14 protein-coding genes are annotated in these 18,183 nt (G+C 38.8%); 11 read left to right on the top strand and 3 right to left on the bottom strand.

All coding sequences use genetic code 11. From position 1 onward, the window contains the following. Positions 1-128 precede the first annotated feature (128 nt). Entirely contained in the window at positions 129-938 is an 810-nt protein-coding gene (locus KPC_RS08820; RefSeq protein ID WP_121974006.1) for a cytochrome C assembly family protein, read from the bottom strand. A gap of 144 nt (positions 939-1,082) precedes the next feature. Between KPC_RS08820 and ffh the strand changes: the two genes are divergently transcribed. Then, the gene (gene ffh / locus KPC_RS08815; protein ID WP_121974005.1) at positions 1,083-2,489 is read left to right on the top strand and encodes a signal recognition particle protein; all 1,407 of its coding nucleotides are present in this window, start codon (positions 1,083-1,085) and stop codon (positions 2,487-2,489) included. A 59-nt stretch (positions 2,490-2,548) separates the two neighbouring features. Here ffh and KPC_RS08810 read toward each other — a convergent pair whose 3' ends face one another. Together KPC_RS08810 and KPC_RS08805 are read right to left on the bottom strand one after the other, a co-directional pair. Then, entirely contained in the window at positions 2,549-3,274 is a 726-nt protein-coding gene (locus tag KPC_RS08810; RefSeq protein WP_121974004.1) for a type III pantothenate kinase, read from the bottom strand. Positions 3,275-3,277: 3 nt separating this feature from the next. Then, on the bottom strand, positions 3,278-4,033 hold the full coding sequence (locus KPC_RS08805; protein ID WP_121974003.1) for a biotin--[acetyl-CoA-carboxylase] ligase: 756 nt from the start codon (positions 4,031-4,033) through the stop codon (positions 3,278-3,280). Between the two features lie 30 nt (positions 4,034-4,063). Here KPC_RS08805 and KPC_RS08800 point away from each other — a divergent pair, with 30 nt between their 5' ends. From KPC_RS08800 to KPC_RS08755, 10 genes are all read left to right on the top strand, one after another. Beyond that, positions 4,064-4,867 carry a sulfite exporter TauE/SafE family protein gene (locus tag KPC_RS08800; protein ID WP_121974002.1) on the top strand — a complete coding sequence of 268 codons (804 nt, stop codon included), beginning with the start codon at positions 4,064-4,066 and terminating at the stop codon, positions 4,865-4,867. Between the two features lie 165 nt (positions 4,868-5,032). Continuing rightward, positions 5,033-5,722: a hypothetical protein gene (locus KPC_RS08795; protein WP_146196635.1), complete on the top strand. Its 690-nt coding sequence runs from the start codon at positions 5,033-5,035 to the stop codon at positions 5,720-5,722. A 366-nt stretch (positions 5,723-6,088) separates the two neighbouring features. Next, the gene (locus tag KPC_RS08790) at positions 6,089-6,784 is read left to right on the top strand and encodes a GntR family transcriptional regulator (RefSeq protein ID WP_121974000.1); all 696 of its coding nucleotides are present in this window, start codon (positions 6,089-6,091) and stop codon (positions 6,782-6,784) included. 10 nt (positions 6,785-6,794) lie between these two features. After that, positions 6,795-10,250: a chromosome segregation protein SMC gene (gene smc / locus KPC_RS08785; RefSeq protein ID WP_121973999.1), complete on the top strand. Its 3,456-nt coding sequence runs from the start codon at positions 6,795-6,797 to the stop codon at positions 10,248-10,250. Position 10,251: 1 nt separating this feature from the next. Beyond that, positions 10,252-11,268, top strand: coding sequence for a cell division protein ZipA C-terminal FtsZ-binding domain-containing protein (locus tag KPC_RS08780; RefSeq protein ID WP_121973998.1), 1,017 nt, complete (start codon positions 10,252-10,254; stop codon positions 11,266-11,268). A gap of 74 nt (positions 11,269-11,342) precedes the next feature. After that, positions 11,343-13,379, top strand: a complete 2,037-nt coding sequence (gene ligA / locus KPC_RS08775) for an NAD-dependent DNA ligase LigA (RefSeq protein WP_121973997.1) — start codon at positions 11,343-11,345, stop codon at positions 13,377-13,379. Between the two features lie 212 nt (positions 13,380-13,591). Next, on the top strand, positions 13,592-15,769 hold the full coding sequence (locus tag KPC_RS08770) for a TonB-dependent receptor (RefSeq protein WP_121974007.1): 2,178 nt from the start codon (positions 13,592-13,594) through the stop codon (positions 15,767-15,769). Positions 15,770-15,841: 72 nt separating this feature from the next. Continuing rightward, the gene (locus tag KPC_RS20360; protein ID WP_121973996.1) at positions 15,842-16,129 is read left to right on the top strand and encodes a hypothetical protein; all 288 of its coding nucleotides are present in this window, start codon (positions 15,842-15,844) and stop codon (positions 16,127-16,129) included. Continuing rightward, positions 16,095-16,385, top strand: a complete 291-nt coding sequence (locus KPC_RS08760; protein ID WP_121973995.1) for a hypothetical protein — start codon at positions 16,095-16,097, stop codon at positions 16,383-16,385. The genes KPC_RS20360 and KPC_RS08760 overlap by 35 nt, the downstream gene beginning before the upstream one ends. 1 nt (position 16,386) lies before the next feature. After that, complete coding sequence (locus KPC_RS08755; protein ID WP_121973994.1) at positions 16,387-18,012, top strand: PepSY-associated TM helix domain-containing protein; 1,626 nt, start codon at positions 16,387-16,389, stop codon at positions 18,010-18,012. The last annotated feature ends 171 nt before the right edge of the window (positions 18,013-18,183 follow it).

The raw sequence follows: 18,183 nt of genomic DNA, 5'->3' as shown, positions 1-18,183 counted from the left end.
ATTGAATATAAGTTATACTTAAATAAAACAGTTTTTGAAACATATTATAAAAGCCCGATTTTTTCGGGCTTTTATATGAAAACAAAGTTGTATTTATAATTATTTCAGGCCATGTAGTCTGGTCAGTTTTAACGATGTAAAATCATCTCTAAAATAAACTTGCTTCCGATAAATCCTACAGCCAATAAGAAAAATCCTGTTAATGTGAAACGGATAGCCTTTTCTCCACGCCAGCCAAATTTATAATGTCCGATTAGAATCGAACCATAAACAAACCATGAAACAATACTAAAAGCAGTTTTATGCGCCAGATGTTGTGCAAAAAAATTATCAATGGTGAAGAAACCAAAAACCAAAGCAACGGTTAATAGTGAAAAACCCGTGATAAGCAGGTCAAATAATAAGGATTCCATGACTTGGAAAGGTGGTAATAAGTTAACCCATATCCGTTTTTTTTGTTTTTTCTTAAGTTCCCTGTTTTGAATCCATAAAATAATCGCTTGTATCGCTGCCATAAATAGTACGGCATAGGCTGACAAAGACAAAATAATATGGAGATCAAGACCAAAGGAATGCTGTTCGATAAACTGGTTGGATTTGCTAAATCCAAAGCCTAGAATAAGCCCGAAAGCTGCAACAGGGATACCTATTAAATTTAGTGCAATAACAGGACGATAGGTGCTATAAAGCATACTTAGCACCAGCATCAATAAGGATATAAATGACATCAGGTTGAAGACGTCATAATTAATGCCGAGCGGTGTGACCATATCATGGTTGAGTACAACGCTATGTAAAAAAAGTCCTAAGCCCAATACGAGACCGATAAACCAATGGTTAGGATCACGTTTGGACATTAAGTGCATAAATAGATACCAAAATGATGTGGTATAGGCAAATAATGCTAAAATCGTGTAAACCAAGGGGAGGCTAATCATGTCAAACCTTTTTCGGGATGATGAAATTTCATGTTGTGAGATATAAATTCCATGTGAACTACAGTATCCTATAGCATCTTATGCATAAATTTTCTATTTTAAGAAAGATTTTTTTGCAACTAGCCATTTTAAGCGGATTTTGCAATGTTTGATACCTTAACAGAACGACTCACGCAGAGTTTAAAAAATGTTACTGGCTCAGGGCAGCTAACCGAAGACAATATTAAAGATACGTTACGTGAAGTGCGTATGGCACTCCTTGAAGCCGATGTTGCCTTACCTGTAACTCGTGAATTTATCGCGAAAGTTAAGGAAGAAGCATTGGGTCAGGAAGTGATGACTCAGCTTTCTCCGGGTCAGGCTTTCGTAAAAATCGTTTATAACGAACTCACCAAAATGATGGGTGAGGCAAATGAAAGTCTTGATTTAGCTGCAAAACCACCAGTTGTTGTGCTTTTAGCAGGTTTGCAGGGGGCAGGTAAAACAACTACTGCTGCTAAACTTGCACGTTATCTCAAAGAGCGTCAAAAGAAAAAAGTGGCAATGGTTTCTGCCGACGTTTATCGTCCTGCGGCGATTAAGCAGTTACAAACGGTTGCTGGTGAAGTTGGTGCAGAGTTTATTCCATCTGAAGCATCAGAAGATCCGATTGCAATTGCAAAACGTGCAATCGAACAGGCAAAGATTAAGTTTGCTGATGTATTGATTGTCGATACAGCAGGTCGTTTACATGTCGATGATGACATGATGGACGAGATCAAGGCCTTACATGCCGAGATCAAGCCAACAGAAACCTTGTTCGTGGTTGATGCCATGACGGGTCAGGATGCTGCGAATACAGCGAAAGCTTTTAATGATGCTTTACCTTTGACAGGTGTGATTCTGACAAAAACTGATGGTGATGCCCGTGGTGGTGCAGCACTCTCAGTTCGTGCGATTACTGGTAAGCCAATCAAATTCTTGGGTATGGGGGAAAAACTCGATGCTCTTGAGCCATTCCATCCAGAACGTGTTGCACAGCGTATTTTGGGCATGGGTGATGTACTTTCTTTGGTCGAAGAAGTTGAACGTAAGATCGACAAAGAAAAAGCTGAAAAAATGGCGAAAAAATTGCAAAAAGGAGGAAGCTTCAATTTTGAAGATATGCTGATGCAGTTTGAGCAAATGAACAAGATGGGCGGCATGATGGGCTTTCTGGATAAGTTGCCTGGTATGAGTAACTCAGGTATTCAGCAAGCGATAGAACAGGCCAACCCTGAAAAACAAGTTAAGAAGATGGAAGCGATTATTCAGTCGATGACGATTAAAGAGCGCCGTAATCCTGACTTGATGAATCCTAGTCGTAAAAAGCGTATTGCTGCTGGTTGTGGTATGGATGTTGCTGAAGTGAATAAACTCATTAAGCAACATACGCAAATGGCGAAGATGATGAAAAAGTTTGCCAATCCATCAGGTATGGCAAAAATGATGCGTTCGCTTGGTGGCTTGCAAAAACAGTTCGGCGGTGGTGGCGGTATGGGACCACTGTTTGGCAATAATGATAAAAAATAAATTTTTAGAAATAAAAAAGATGCGCCAGCCGCATCTTTTTTTATTTAAAAGTAGAAAAGTTATTGATTTTCAATGTAAAACTGCAACCCCTTTAGCAGTAGGTCTGGTTCGATGATTGGCTGATATTGTTTTAAAAAGTCAGCAAATAATGGTGCATCTCCACCTGTTAAAATGAGTTTTCTTGGTTGTTGTTGCAACACTTTTTCAATGGTACTGAGCAATCCTAGAAAGATTCCATGGTGCACAGCATCAATCGTGTTTCGTCCTGGGCTTAGTTCCTCAAAAGCAGCATCAGGGATTTTAATTCCTTTGGTGTTTTGGATAAGGGAATCACGTTGTAAATATAAGTTTGGAAGAATATATCCACCTAGGTGCTGTAAACCTTGGGTTAAATCAATAGTGAGTGCGGTACCACAACTGATCACACAAATATTATCCTGAGCATTTGCGACCGCTAAAACTTGTAGCCAGCGATCTATACCGAGTTGAGATGGTTCATCATATCCGCAATGTAAACCCGCATATTCGGTATGAACTTTGGCAAAGGTCACAGGAATATTTAAACGTTTTAATATCTTGCTGATTCGATCATTATTTTTTTTATCTTGAACAGAAGATATGCCTGCTCGGGTCAAGCCTAAGCTTTTAAAATGATGAATCAGACCAAGTAATAAATCGGCAGGGGATTGTAAGTGCAATTCTGCGCCTTGCTCGATGATATTTTTATTTTTCGTGATCCAATACTTTAGTCGGGTATTTCCAACATCTAACCATAATTCTTTCATGACTCAGCCTTTTTGCACACTCAAGCGACCTTGATAGAAATTTTCAAGCCCCTTTTCAGTCAAAATATTGACCGATCCATCATCCGAAATGCCTTTAAAAATACCTTTTGTATTTCCTTTAATTTGTTCGAAATGTACTATTTGTTCCATGAATGCAGCAACATTGTTAAAACGGGCAGCAAGATTATAACAACCGTGATCAAACCATTGGCCTGCTTGTAATATTGCAAGGTAGAGTTCACTGATCAATTGAATACGGTTCGGGTGATTTAACCCAAGTTGCATGAGAGAGGTTGCCTGTTGTGTTACTTCTGTTTCAGCGATGGGCATCAAATTGATCCCAACGCCAACAATAGCTTCATGGGGAGATAATGGTTCAACCAAAATTCCTCCCCATTTACCCTGTTGACTATACAAATCATTTGGCCATTTGATTTGTAATTCAGGCAAAGTCTTAAGACTTGGCATTTGCAGGATATTTAAAGCAATTTCTAAAGCAAGACGCCCATCAATGGCTGTTTTCGTGGTCAGCAATGTGCTTAAATAAATATTACCAACAGGTGAAACCCATTGTCTCTGGTGTTGTCCACGACCTTGTGTTTGTGTTTCACTACACACCAAAATCGTTTTGATACCTTTTTGCGAAATTTCGCGAATATCATCATTTGTTGATGTGGTGCTTTGTTTTAGTAGCAGCACTTCAGGTAGTTGCTGCGCATTAGTCAATAATTGACTAAGATGACGGGTCTCTAAATCCATGTTGAATCTGAGAAAAATGGAAGAACATTTATGGAGTTAATCACATATTTGGGTATTGGTGCAATCGCTGGTTTTGCAGCAGGGCTATTTGGTGTAGGTGGTGGATTAATTATTGTACCAATTTTATATGTGGTCTTTACTCATGCAGGTTATGATCCGTCAGTGATTATGCATATGGCATTGGGAACATCGCTGGCTACAATCATGATAACGTCCATTAGTTCAATGATGGCTCATCAAAAAAATGGTGCTGTACTTTGGTCAGTTGTCCGGAATCTGGCACCTGGCTTGATTTTGGGTTCTTTTCTTGGTGCTGGTATTGCTGACATTTTATCGGGACAGCATCTGCAAGTTATTATCGGGTTATTTGCGATTTGGGTTGCCTTTAAGATGTTCAAGGGTGCGAATGTAATTGTAGATCAGTCAAAGTCCCTACCATCTGCTCCTATGCAAATGTTAGCTGGTGGAGGAATTGGTGTTGCATCTGCGATCTTTGGTATTGGTGGTGGTAGTCTGACTGTACCTTATTTGAATAAAAATGGGGTGGTTATGCAAAAGGCAGTAGGTACTTCTGCGGCATGTGGTTTGCCGATAGCTATTGCTGGTGCGCTTGGCTTTATGTTTTTTGGTGCGAAAGAGTCAGTACATTTGCCGAATGCGATTGGATACGTGCATATTTATGCATTTATCGGGATTAGCATCATGAGTTTTATTACTGCTAAGTTGGGTGCTAAAGTTGCCCATATGCTGTCACCAGCCATGCTCAAAAAATGTTTTGCTTGTTTGCTTACAACTATCGGTTGTTTTTTTATTTTCAAAGGCTTTTGGCATTAGGATTCTTTCAAGCTAATCTAATATAGTGGATGATTGTTTTTTGGACGATGTTAAACTGATTATAATGGGCTAGGTCAATATTAGTATGAATGGGATGTGTAGTTCTGTTCATTCAATTATTTTATAAAAATATTTATTGAGCCAAAAATAAAATATGAGGAAAAGATGGAAAAAGTTCGATATCTGTCCAAGTCTATAATGAAGTACAACGTATTTATGTTATTTGTAGCAAGTATGTTACTTGCTACATCAGGGTGTAGTACAAGTTCTTTATACCAAATAGTTACAGGTGATGCGCCAGAAGATTCAAATCAGGCAGAGCCGTTACGTAAACTAAATCCAAACCCTCAGCATGCATATAAAATTCGAGTTATTTTAAAAAATCAGTCTGTAGATTTCCAGGAAGTTAAGGGAGTTGCACAATTTAATGTTGTAAATAACCAATGTGGAAAGATACAACCTCTATCAGGTGTCCCACCTCGTATCACCAGCAATGAGCCATTCAAAATGACTAAAATTTCTGAAGGTGAATATGTGGGGACAATGTATTCAGACATGCTGTTAGATGGTGATTATTATAAAAAAGGTGTGTGTAAATGGAAGTTGACAGAGGTTCGTGTTGTTTTCTCAAATACAGTAGATGGAAAAAGGACAGGTTTTTTAGCTGATCTGGATGGTGAATCAGTACAAAATCAAGGTGGAAGTACTAAATATTATTGGAATGGATATAATTTAAGAAGCTTACGTTCACCTCAGTTTACAGATTTTGGCATGAAAGATTTAAATGAAGTTCCTGAAGGTAGAAAACATGAATTTTTTACGATTAGCATTAATTCAAAGATGATAAACAAGTAGCCATTATGACGCGATTTTCGAAGTTTTAAATTATTTTGAATTTCGCTAGTTCAAATTTCCATTGTCTAGGGTGAGAATGGAAATTTGGTTAAAATCGTTATATTTTCTTTTCAACGTTTTTCCTGTTTTGTATAGCTATACTTTTCACTTTTGTTTACCAGAAAAGAGCATCTCGTGGCAGAGAGATAAAATGGAAAGATCATCATGATTATTAGGTTTTCAATTATCTAAATTTATAGTAATTCATCCTCAATTGACCCAAATAACACTAAAATTGTCAGACAATGACATGGTTTTTTGACAGTAAAATCTATTAAAACAATAAAGGGATGATGTCATTAAATACAAAAACAAGACAGGATAGATATGCAACACGAAGAAATTGATAGCCTTTCGGAACAAATCGCGAAGCATATTGGTGAGCAAATTATCAGCGGTGAACTGGTAGAAGGGGAGCGCATTCAGGAGCTACGTATAGCCAAAGAGCTTGATGTTAGCCGGGGTTCGGTACGTGAAGCTTTATTGATTCTGGAAAGAACCCAGTTGATCGAGATTTTCCCAAGGCGGGGAGCTGTGGTTTCTGAAATGTCAGCGGGACAAGTGAGGGCATTATTTGATACAACCGCACTTTTACTCGGGCAAATTGTTCAACGAATAAGTGAAACGTGGCGTACCGATGAGGCAGAAGAATTACAGAAAAATTTCCAGTATCTGGTTGAGCAGGTTAAACAGGGGAATACCGAAAAATTTTATGATGGGATTTTTCAGTATTTAGCAGCTCAACAGGATATGGTTGCAAATCCTTATCTCATAAAATTTTACAAAGAATTATTACCATCACTTCGCAGAAGCTACTTTTTAACATTAAATACCTCAAGACGTGAGCTTCAAGAGTCTTTAGAGCTGCTAAAACTCGTGATTGATGCAATTTTGATCCGAAAATCACAACAAGCTACTTTATTTATGGAAGATTTTTGTCGACACTTGCGTAATCTCGTGTTGGAATCACTAACACGAATGAAACAAATAGAATTGGCTTGGGCGCGCCGTTCGCGCCGGTAATTAGGACATTATGCGTTTAAGCAGCTTAAAACTCTCTGGCTTCAAATCATTTGCCGATAGTTCAACATTACATTTTAAGGCGAACCGTACCGCAGTTGTGGGTCCAAACGGTTGTGGTAAATCAAACGTGATTGATGCAATCCGTTGGGTGATGGGGGAATCGAATGCGCGTCAGCTTCGTGGTGGCAGCATGCAGGATGTCATTTTCACAGGAACGCAAAAGCGCAAACCTGTAGGGGTGGCAAGTGTAGAACTACGTTTTGAAAATACGCTTGGAAAATTGGGCGGGGCATATAACGCCTACAATGAGCTTTCGGTTAAACGGCAGGTAACACGAGATGGTAAATCTGATTACTTTCTCAATGGAACGAAATGCCGTCGCCGTGATATTACAGATATTTTCTTGGGTACTGGTTTAGGACCGCGTTCCTATGCGATTATTGAACAAGGTATGATCAATCGACTGGTTGATGCTAAACCTGAGGAAATGCGTGTTTTTATTGAAGAAGCAGCAGGAGTTTCCAGATATCAGGCTCGCCGCCGTGAAACCATGCAACATCTGGAACATACCACGCAAAATCTTTCGCGTCTGGAAGATATTGCACACGAGCTTAAGTCTCAGCTTAAAACATTAAAACGCCAATCAGAAACGGCAGTGCAATATAAATCATTAGAAAAAGAAATCCGGACTTTAAAAATTGAAATTCTGTCCTTTCAATGTGAACAGAGTACCCGTATTCAGCAAGAATATGATGTTTATATGAATGACTTGGGTGAACAGTTCAAATTAGTACGTTCAGAACTGACGACACTGGAACATGACCTAACATCTACGAGTGAATTATTTCAACGCCTGATCAAACAATCGACTCCACTTCAGAATGAATGGCAACAAGCAGAAAAAAAACTTGCTGAACTGAAAATGACACTGGAACAAAAGCAGGCATTATTTCAGCAAAATACAGCATCACTCAGCCAGCTTGAAGAACAGAAAACTCAGACCAAAGAACGTTTACAGTTGATTGAATTACAACTGGAAACATTGCAAAGTCAGCAAGAAGAGCAGCTAGAGCATTTACAAACTACTGAACAGGATGTTCAGTTACAGAGTCAGAGTTTTGCTGATTTAAAATCACAGCATCAGCAAGTGTTAACACAGTTTGAGCAAGTAAAAGTTCAAGTTGAAAAGCAACAACAGCAAAAAGCACAGATGCTGGCACAGAGTGAGCAGCTTGCCAAGAATATTGCTCGGATAGAACAACAAAAAGAAACCTTGAAAACTCAGGCTTCCCAAATTCAAAATCAATTTCAACAGGATGATATTGATCAGATCCTTGAAGATAAAGCGCAAGCATTGGAGACGATTGAAGCTTTAGAGAAAAAAATTGCAGAACAGCGGGTAGCTTTAGAACAGTCGCAGGAGTTACTCAATCAGCAAAAAATGAAGGTTTCTGGATTAAAATCTGAAATTCAGGTACTCCAGTCTGAACAGAAAAACTTAAATCAGCTTTTAACTAAAACAGCATCTAAATCAGACTCAAATGCTGTGCAATTAATGCAAGTGCTCAAGTTAAATGAGCAAGGCAAGAACCAAGCTGCTTTGATTGAAAAGTTTCTGGCGAAGTGGTTAAGTGCCGAGATTTTGCAAGATGGTAAGGCATTTCAGCAAGGTCTTGCACGCCAGCTTAAACAAACAGCTCAATTGAATAAAATTGGCTTAGAGGGATTATCCTGTCTTGCAGACTGGATTGAATCACCACACTATTCATTATGGCAAAATGTTGCTATTGCAGAGAGCCTGGAAGAAGCTCAGTCATATCAGTCAAAGCTTCAGGTAGGGCAGTCTATTTTAACTCTAGATGGTTATCATGTCGGTTTTGACTGGGTTATTGGTCTATTCTTTGATGAATCAAGCCAAGCTGCACAAGGAGCACTAAGCCATCGGATTCGTCTGGAAGAAATTGAAAAATCTTTAAGTGAGCTTGAACCAGCATTGATTTTGGCAGAAAAAGTTTTGCCAGAATTGCACACCAACATTGCAGAATTCCAGAAACATATTCAGCAGGATACTGAGCAATTTAAGACGTTGCAGAAAGATATGCAGCAGTTTGATGTACGAATTGCCAAAATCCAGAGTACCACGCAAGCTTTTACTGTACAGAAAGAACAGCTTGCTCATCAGTTAGGGCAGCTTGATGCACAGCTTGAAGAAGATGCGATGCAAAAAGATGATCTTGAAATAGATACGCATTCATTGATGATTAAGTTAGAGCAGACTTTACCTGAGTTTAAAGCACTTCAATTTCAAGTGGATGAGCTTGCTGATAATCTCGAAGAAGCTCAGCAAAAATTGCTACAAAAGCAGCAAGATCTGGAAGCAACCCGTCGATTGACCATGCAAAATCAACAACAGATTGAGCTTTTGGAAAAAGATATTTCATTTTTGAAGCAACAATATCAACAAATATTGCAGCAAATGGAAGCAGCCAGGAAGTTTATCGACCCTATTCAGCTCGAATTGCCAAGTCTGGAATCACAATTTCAGGAGCAGTTTGAACAGACACAAAAATTGCAAAAAACCTGGAATGAATGGCAGGTAGAGCTGAATAATATTCAGGAAAAACAGCAAAGTCTTACTGACAAGCGCCATCAGCACCAGCAAAGTGATGAAAAGCTCCGAAGCGCGCTTGAGGATAAACGTTTAGCTTGGCAGTCTGCCAAATCAGACTTGCAGCACTATACAGAACAGTTGAAAGAGTTGAACAGTGATGTCATCCAAGGTCTGGAAATAGATTTAGTTTCACATCAACAAAAACTTGAAAAGTCTCAAAGACAGTTTGAAAAGTTAGGTGCAGTCAATCTTGCAGCCTCAGAAGAATACGAAGAAGTATCTGCACGTTTTGAAGAGCTTGATCATCAAATTAAAGATTTAGAAAATACGGTTACTCAGTTAAAAGACGCGATGAAAAGCATCGATCAGGAAACCAAAAAACTCTTCATGGGCACATTTGATCAGGTCAATGCCGAACTGCAAAACTTGTTCCCTAAAGTATTTAATGGTGGTGAAGCGAGTTTAAGTCTTGAAGATGACTGGCAATCGGGTGTTAAATTGATGGCAAGACCACCAGGTAAGAAAAACAGTTCTCTGGCACTGCTGTCTGGTGGGGAAAAAGCACTCACAGCATTGGCGCTGGTTTTTGCTATTTTCCGCTTAAACCCGGCACCATTTTGTGTATTGGATGAAGTCGATGCGCCGTTAGATGATGCAAATGTAGGAAGATTTTGTAATTTGGTAAAAGAGCTTTCTGAACAAGTACAATTCATTTACATTACACATAATAAAGTTGCAATGACGATGGCAACAGATCTACTGGGTGTAACAATGCCTGAACCGGGAACATCAAAACTCGTCACTGTGAATTTGGAAGAGGCAAAAGAATACGGTTTAGCCGCCGCGGAGTCATAGTATGGAAGTTACTACAATCATAGGAATTGTTGTTGCAGTTATTATTATTCTGGTTGGTTTGCGCATGTTATTACGCAAGCCCAATGACGCTGCGCCTTCATTGGAATCTGAACTGCATGTCAACTCTGAATGTCAGCAACCGATTATCCCGCGTCATGTCCGTGATCAGTTGACTCTGGATGATGTTGTACCAACTACATCTGGGCGTGTTGAACCTAATCTGGATAAAATTTCATCTATAGAAGTCGCAGATGTTGTCGCAAATCCGATAAATTCAGTTGAAACAGCTCCTGAAAAAGATCAGCCTATAGCTGAGGTCGTTGAACCAGCTGTTCAAGAACAGACTGTTGAAACACCAGCTACCAGTGACACATCGGCATCTTTAGATAAAGCACAAAATAATGATAAGGTTGAGGAAACCTTGCAAGAGCAAACTGTTAAAGCAGAATCAGAGAAAAAAACTGAACCTGAGTTTAGTTTGAATCCGAATATCGAAGCAGCTGAAATTCTGGACTTCGAGGGTGAAAGTAATATTCTGGATGTACATTTGCATGAGCAGCAACTGAATGATGACGCAAGTATATTGGCAAATGCAGAACAGATTATTGCCTTGAATCTCTATCCAAATCCTCGTCGAGCATTGTCAGGCGATAAAACACTTAAGGTTTTACTGAAATATGGTCTGCGTTTTGGTGAAATGTCCTGTTTCCATCGCTACGAAAATATTAATGAACCGAGTCCATTGATGTTTTCGGTGTTACGTATTACCGATGAAGGACCCGCCGGTTTTGATCTGGAAACACTATCAACAGAGCAGGTGAATGGTTTGGCATTTTTCTTGGCATTGCCTCACACCAATGTTCAAAAGGGCTTTGATACTATGGCGAGTGTAGCAGGGCTGATTGCTCGTGAAATTGATGGCACGGTGTATGATGAAAATAACCTTGAGTTTACACCGCAGTTAAAAGAACATTGGCGACATCAAGCGATTGATTATCGCTCTAAACAAGAAGCTTAGATCAGCATAATTGATTTATAATCAGTGAAAGAAATTTTGGGCGGTTTTTCCGCCCTTTTTATGGTGAAAAAAATATGGAAAAGTCGAATGTCGTGGCGCAAATGCGTCAGCTGATTCAATTACTGGCAAAACACAATCACGCATATTATGTGATGGACCAGCCAACAATTGAAGATAGTGAATATGACCAGCTTTTTCATCAGTTGAAGGCATTAGAAGAACAAAATCCAGAGTTGATTCAATCTGATACTCCGACAAGTAAGGTTGGTGGCAAAGCACTCTCCAAGTTTGAAACAGTAACACATACTGTCCCAATGTTATCCTTGGGGAATGTTTTCAATCAGGAAGAGCTTTTTGCATTTGCACGTCGTGTAGAGGAGCGCTTGCCAAACCAGAAAGTCCAGTATGATGTTGAACTTAAATTTGATGGTTTAGCGATTTCACTCTGGTATGAAAATGGAGTATTAGTACGGGGTGTCACTCGTGGTGATGGTGAAACAGGGGAAATTATTACTCAAAATGTAAAAACGATTCGTAATTTACCTAAAGTTTTATCTTCAGATCAGGCTGAAGTTCCAGCCTTGCTGGAAGTGCGTGGCGAAGTATTAATGCCTAAAGCAGGTTTTGAGAGATTGAATGCTGAAAATGAAGCTAAAGGTGAAAAAACATTTGCCAACCCCCGAAATGCGGCAGCAGGCAGTTTGCGCCAACTTGATCCAAATATCGCTGCATCACGTCCTCTAGCTTTTTATGCTTATGGTATTGCGCAATGTGAACCTGCGAATGGTATTAAAACCATGTCTGAAAGCCTGGAATGGTTAAATGCTTTTGGCTTTGCTATAGGTGAGCGTCATTTTCTCTGTGATAGCATACAAGAGGTTCAGGAAAAATATGAGCTGATTAATCAGGAGCGACCAGACCTGTCAGTAGAAATTGATGGTATGGTGATTAAGGTCGATGACTTAAGACAACAAAAACAGCTTGGTTTTTTAAGTCGTGAACCTCGCTGGGCTACTGCTTATAAGTTTCCTGCTGTTGCTGCATTGACGATCATAGAAAATATTGATTGGCAAGTCGGTCGAACAGGAACACTTACACCAGTAGCTAGATTAAATCCTGTAGCAGTTGGAGGGGTAACAGTCTCCAATGTGACTCTACATAATATCGGCGAGATTCACCGTCTTGATGTACGTATTGGTGACACGGTAAGTGTCTATCGTAGTGGTGATGTCATTCCTAAAGTGGAAAAAGTCTGGCCAGAGTTTCGCCCAGATGATGCTATAGAAGTACATCTTCCAGAAAACTGTCCAGTTTGTTCATCTCCTGTCGTGATGCCAGAAGGTGAAGCTTTAGCCCGTTGTTCAGGGGGACTTTACTGTTCGGCACAACGTATCGAAGCGATTCGCCACTTTGTTTCACGTAAAGCGATGGATATTGAAGGTCTGGGAGATCGCTGGGTTGAATCATTATTGCATTTGGATTTGCTCAAAGATGTATCTGATATCTACCATTTACATGAACATCGTGAAGAACTATTAAATCTTGAGAAAATGGGTGAAAAGTCTGTTCAGAACCTATTTGATGCAATTGAAAATAGCAAAAAGACAACGCTTGCCAGTTTTATTTACGCATTAGGTATCCGTGGCGTGGGAGAAACTACAGCTCGAATGCTTGCCAATACATTCCAGACTTTTGATGCGCTTCGTCATGCTGATATTGAAGCTTTGAAGAAAACTCCGGATGTTGGTGACATTACAGCAGAGTGGATCGTGGATTTCTTTAAGGCAGAGCACAATCTGGAAGTGATTGACCGTTTACTTGCCGCAGGTATTTACTGGGATGCTCCAGTCGCACCAACTCGTCAACCTCTAAATGGTGAAAGCTGGGTCTTGACGGGAACACTGGAAAAAATGACTCGTGATCAGGCAACAGGGATGTTACAAACCTTAGGTGCACGAGTCAGTGGCAGTGTTTCTAGTAAGACCAAATGTGTTGTTGCTGGTGAAAAGGCGGGATCTAAGCTTGAAAAAGCGGAAAAACTTGGAATTACTGTAATGAATGAAACTGAGTTTTTAGAATTAATGGCTGAATATGGTTTGACTTTGTCATAAATACAACTTTTTAACTTCTGATCGTTTTTAATCACTCAGATGATATCTAAAAACCAAGTGCTTCGCTTGGTTTTTTATTTTAGTCGCTGAATCAATAAGCTGTCTTTTTAATGTCATTGAATTTTGTTGATATAAATAATTAGAAATATTTATTAAAAACTCTAAGATTAATGATTATAATAATTATTATCATTAATCTTAAATTTACTGTTATGGGAAATCTTTCTAAAAAAGCTTTGGTTAAAGCTATATCTTGTGTGATGTTATCTGGGGGTGCTAGTCAAGTTTTGTGGGCTGAAGAGACTTCTTCATTGCCTACCATTATCTTGCATGCTGAAGAGGATAATAAAAAAGCTGATGCTACAGGAACATATGTAAAACAGACAAAATTAGGAGCTTTGGGGAACAAGGAAATTCTGGATACACCTTTTAGCGTGCAGTCATATTCCCAAAAAGTGATTCAGGATCAGCAAGCTACAACTGTCGGTGATGTATTAAAAAATGATGCAGGTATTCGCGTAACGACAAATCAGGGACATTTGAATGAAAACTTCAAATTGCGTGGATTTGATGTCAATCACGAAGACATGTCTTATAACGGATTATTCGGGGTTGCACCATATGGACGTGTACCTACTGAATTTTTAGAGTCCGTAACCGTATTAAAAGGGCCAAATGCACTCGTGGCTGGTGTTGCACCAACAGGGAGTGTTGGTGGTGTGATTATAGCCAACTCAAAGCGTGCAGATAAAGAACTCACTCAATTGTCTGCCTCAATGGAAGAAAAGGGCTATTACCAGTCTGGTTTTGATATTTCACGTCGATTTGGAAGTGAAAAAGAATTTGGAGTGCGCGTCAATGGAACTTACGGAGACGGTGAACACTATATCGATGGTATGAATGACCGACATATTTCAGGGGCTTTGGCTGCTGACTATACCACTGATAAGTTAAAACTGAATTTTGACTCTTATGTCATTCGTGATAACCGTGATGGTGGGTCACCTGCAATGGTTTCAATGCAGAATCTGACAAATGTGATTAAAGCACCTAAAGGTGATATTAACCATTTTCGTCATCTTGAAGGTTATACCAATAGCCGATTTGCTGGTTTGACTGGTGAATATCAGCTCAATCCTGATTTTAAAGTTTTTGCAGGTGCTGGCTATATTGAAAAAGAGTATTCGGGGCATTTATTCGGTACCCGTATGATTTTGACTAATGCACAAGGTGATGCGACATCACAATATTATCGTGTTGGCTCTAAAGAAAAAAATACAGCAGCCAATATCGGATTTGAGGGTAAATTTGATACGGGGGCTATCAAACATACGTTGGGACTCAGAGCAGATTATTTAAAACGAAAATATAGTCAGCATGAGGGACGTGGTGCTACGCCAGTTGATTTCCCTACAAATCTGTATGATCCAAGTAATGGTGGTCATATGCCATACAGCTATCCAAAAATCAGTCCTCTAGGCGATAATGACTACACCAGTTATACATTGACAGACCAGCTCTCAATGTTAGATGACAAGTTGCAATTGATTATTGGTGCGCGTTATCAAAATATAGATACCATCAATTTTCAAAAGAAAAATACTAAAGGACAGTATATTTCTTATGAGGAGGATAAAATTTCTCCAAGCTTAGGTATTGTTCTAAAACCATTCGGTGAAAATTTATCGTTCTATGCAAGTTATGTAGAAGGGTTGACTGAAGGGGCGACATTAACTGATCAATCTTATGTGAATGATGTAAATTTCGGGACGACTTTTGCACCTTACCAAACCAAACAATATGAAATTGGAACCAAATACCAAACCGATTCTTGGTTACATACATTAGCGATTTATCAGATAGAAAAACCAGCTTTAATGACTACAAAATTTGCAGTAGCAGATGCAAATAAAAAAACTCAAATCACTACAGACGATGCCGAAGCCCGATCTCGTGGGGTTGAGTGGTCATTTTCAGGCAAAGTTATGGATGATCTGAATGTTATCGGTAATCTGGCTTATATTGATTCTAAATATACAAAAAATACTGTAGCACTCAAAAACAAAAATGTTTATGGCGTGCCAGATTTCACGGCTTCACTCGGTCTGGATTATGCGATTCCAATGCTTGAAGGTTTAAATATCAATACTCGTCTGAGCTATGTTGGTGAACAGTATTTAAATAATGCAAACACTTTAAAACTGCCTGACTTTACTATTTGGGATCTTGGAGCACGTTATAAAACTAAAATCGGCGGTGTAAATACAACATTCCTTGCCAATATTGATAATGTCACCAATAAAAAATATTGGGAAGGAGTATTTAATGATAATTATGCCATTGTTGGTGCTGCACGTAGTTATAAGTTAGGGGTCAGTTTTGATTTTTAATTCATATTTGAAAAGCCTATTTCTATAGGCTTTTTATTTTAATGCTTTAAAAATCTATAGGTATTGAGAGTAATGAAAATATTAGGTTTTATTTTGGCTATAGCAGGATATCTGACATTGTATCTGACGCATTCTAATCAAGCGCTGATCCAGATGAGATTGGAAAATAAATATCGTTGGTTTGCTGGAATTTTACTCCTTCTATCTTTCATTATCCTTGTTATAAAACTTCCAGCATTGGTTGCGATTTATATGTTCATTATCACAGCCATTGTGATGTGGAGTTTTATTCCATTTATTCCTTTATTTCAAAGGTTGAAACAGCATGAAATTACAAAAGTTTCCAAAAATTCACGCTGACTGGCTTTCGAAAACCTTTGCTGGTGTTTTTTTAGGATTTGCATTTTCTGTTTGTATTGCTGCAATTGTGACATTGCTAAGTTTTGGTCGAATGGAGGCAGTGCTAGCACCACAAATGGGAATGTGGACAATTCCCTGGATTTGGTGCCCTGTATTTTTCCTGGCTTATTTTATACCTAGAGGTTGGCAAGTGATCGTTATCTATAGTGTCGCCACAGCTGTTGCCTATCTTGGTGTGTTGTTACTTCGAGGTTAAAATGAAAGTTAGAACGGATATTCTGAAACTCGCCAAGGAGTTACACACCTGGGTGGGAATTAGTGCGGGCATATTATTATTTATCTGCTTTTTTGCTGGTGGCTTGACTATGTTTCAACATGATCTGAGTCAATGGGCAACTCCTCCGCAGCAAAAGATGTCAGCTATCCATTCCTCCCAATATAATGAACTCGTTGAAGAAGTTCAGCAGAAATATCCAGATGCACGAAAAAATCTGATTGTTAATTTTTCATCTAAGGAAATGCATAATGCCCCAGTGCAGTGGCATGTTTCAAAAGAATCAAGTGAACATGGATTCGATACATCACAAAATACTATGCTGGCAACTTTGGATAGCCAAGGACAATTGCAGGTACAACAAGAAAACGTATCAAAATTAGGTTGGTTGATAGAACAGTTACATGAAACTGCTGGTATTCCAGGGTTATCAGGACATCACACATTAGGCGTTTATGTGATGGGTGTTGTTGCATTTCTCTATTTTTTAGCGATTTTTTCAGGGCTAATTATTCTGTTACCTACATTAGTTAAAGATTATTTTGCCATTCGTAAGGGAAAAAATAAAAAACGTTTTTGGCTCGATACGCATAATGTGATTGGTATAACTAGTTTGCCATTTCATATCATTATCTGTATATCCGTGATTGTTTTTGCCTTCCATGATTTTTTCTATGATGCATTAGGACAGTTGGCAAACAAAGGAAAACCTTTGTTTGAGCGTCCTGTTCCTATGCAGCTTGCAGATCCTCAGCCAAAACTGGATGTGGAAAAAATCTTATTTCGCCTGAAACAGTCTGCTCCTGAATACGAAATCATGTCGATCAGTTTTAACCAGTTAGATAAGCCTGAAATGGCATCTGCCCGTGTCGCATTATATAGTTCCGAACAAATGTTACGTGGTGATAATTTTGACTATATGTTTATCAACCCCTATCAGGAGCAGCCGTATAATATAAATACTTTAAATACACACGCTACTATTGCAGATCAGGTGATCAAATCCATGTTCAGTCTGCATTTTGGCAATTTTGGTGGAAATATTACACGTTGGATGTATTTTATTTTGGGTATTGGCGGTGCATTTTTATTTTATTCAGGCAATATTTTATGGATTGAGTCTCGGTTAAAAAGGCAGAAAAATCCAGATCTACCTGTACCATCGCAAAGAAAAGATGTTCATTTTGTCACAAATTTAACTATTGGAGCTTGTTTGGGTACTATTCTGGCGATCTTTAGCAGTATGCTTGCTGGTCGTTGGGGATACGTGGTTTATCCAGAGTTAAACAGTATCAATCATTTATTTATGTATAGTTATTATGCTGTATTTCTTACAAGTCTGATGTATACCTTTGTGGTTGGTGCAGCAAGAGCATTGCCCCAACTATTGTTGGCTATAGCTATTGTATTATTTACTTTACCTTTAACTTCATTGATTGCATATCTCGTTCCAGATGTGGGTTTATGGTATTCAACTGGGCATTTACTCACTATTGACCTGACTGCTTTTGTATTTGCATTAGCTTTCTTGCGTTTTTATCAACAAGCCAGAATACGGGCGGAAGTAGCTGAAATTGGCTCAATCTGGTCGGTGAAAGCACATGGATAAGTATGTGAGGATGATTATATTTTCTGATTCTACATGGAAATATTAATTTTGGTTACAAAATGAAGCTGTAATAAAAAGTATAAATATTGCCTTTGTGAAATAGTTCAAATTTTGCAAAGGCTTATTTTCTATGCGAAATTTTTGCTAACTAAAACTGCAAATGAGTATGTT

Source organism: Acinetobacter stercoris, from assembly GCF_900323515.1.
Classification (GTDB): domain Bacteria; phylum Pseudomonadota; class Gammaproteobacteria; order Pseudomonadales; family Moraxellaceae; genus Acinetobacter; species Acinetobacter stercoris.
Note: the sequence above shows the minus strand (reverse complement) of the source record. Positions and strands in the feature narration are given on the sequence as shown.

Bases quoted from the DNA above. Each gene is read 5' to 3' on its own strand.
- smc (WP_121973999.1), top strand. From the start codon at position 6,795: ATGCGTTTAAGCAGCTTAAAACTCTCTGGCTTCAAATCATTTGCCGAT.
- KPC_RS08770 (WP_121974007.1), top strand. From the start codon at position 13,592: ATGGGAAATCTTTCTAAAAAAGCTTTGGTTAAAGCTATATCTTGTGTG.
- KPC_RS08755 (WP_121973994.1), top strand. From the start codon at position 16,387: ATGAAAGTTAGAACGGATATTCTGAAACTCGCCAAGGAGTTACACACC.
- KPC_RS08805 (WP_121974003.1), bottom strand. From the start codon at position 4,033: ATGGATTTAGAGACCCGTCATCTTAGTCAATTATTGACTAATGCGCAG.
- KPC_RS08820 (WP_121974006.1), bottom strand. From the start codon at position 938: ATGATTAGCCTCCCCTTGGTTTACACGATTTTAGCATTATTTGCCTAT.
- KPC_RS08795 (WP_146196635.1), top strand. From the start codon at position 5,033: ATGGAAAAAGTTCGATATCTGTCCAAGTCTATAATGAAGTACAACGTA.
- KPC_RS08790 (WP_121974000.1), top strand. From the start codon at position 6,089: ATGCAACACGAAGAAATTGATAGCCTTTCGGAACAAATCGCGAAGCAT.
- ligA (WP_121973997.1), top strand. From the start codon at position 11,343: ATGGAAAAGTCGAATGTCGTGGCGCAAATGCGTCAGCTGATTCAATTA.
- KPC_RS08810 (WP_121974004.1), bottom strand. From the start codon at position 3,274: ATGAAAGAATTATGGTTAGATGTTGGAAATACCCGACTAAAGTATTGG.
- KPC_RS20360 (WP_121973996.1), top strand. From the start codon at position 15,842: ATGAAAATATTAGGTTTTATTTTGGCTATAGCAGGATATCTGACATTG.
- ffh (WP_121974005.1), top strand. From the start codon at position 1,083: ATGTTTGATACCTTAACAGAACGACTCACGCAGAGTTTAAAAAATGTT.
- KPC_RS08780 (WP_121973998.1), top strand. From the start codon at position 10,252: ATGGAAGTTACTACAATCATAGGAATTGTTGTTGCAGTTATTATTATT.
- KPC_RS08760 (WP_121973995.1), top strand. From the start codon at position 16,095: ATGAAATTACAAAAGTTTCCAAAAATTCACGCTGACTGGCTTTCGAAA.
- KPC_RS08800 (WP_121974002.1), top strand. From the start codon at position 4,064: ATGGAGTTAATCACATATTTGGGTATTGGTGCAATCGCTGGTTTTGCA.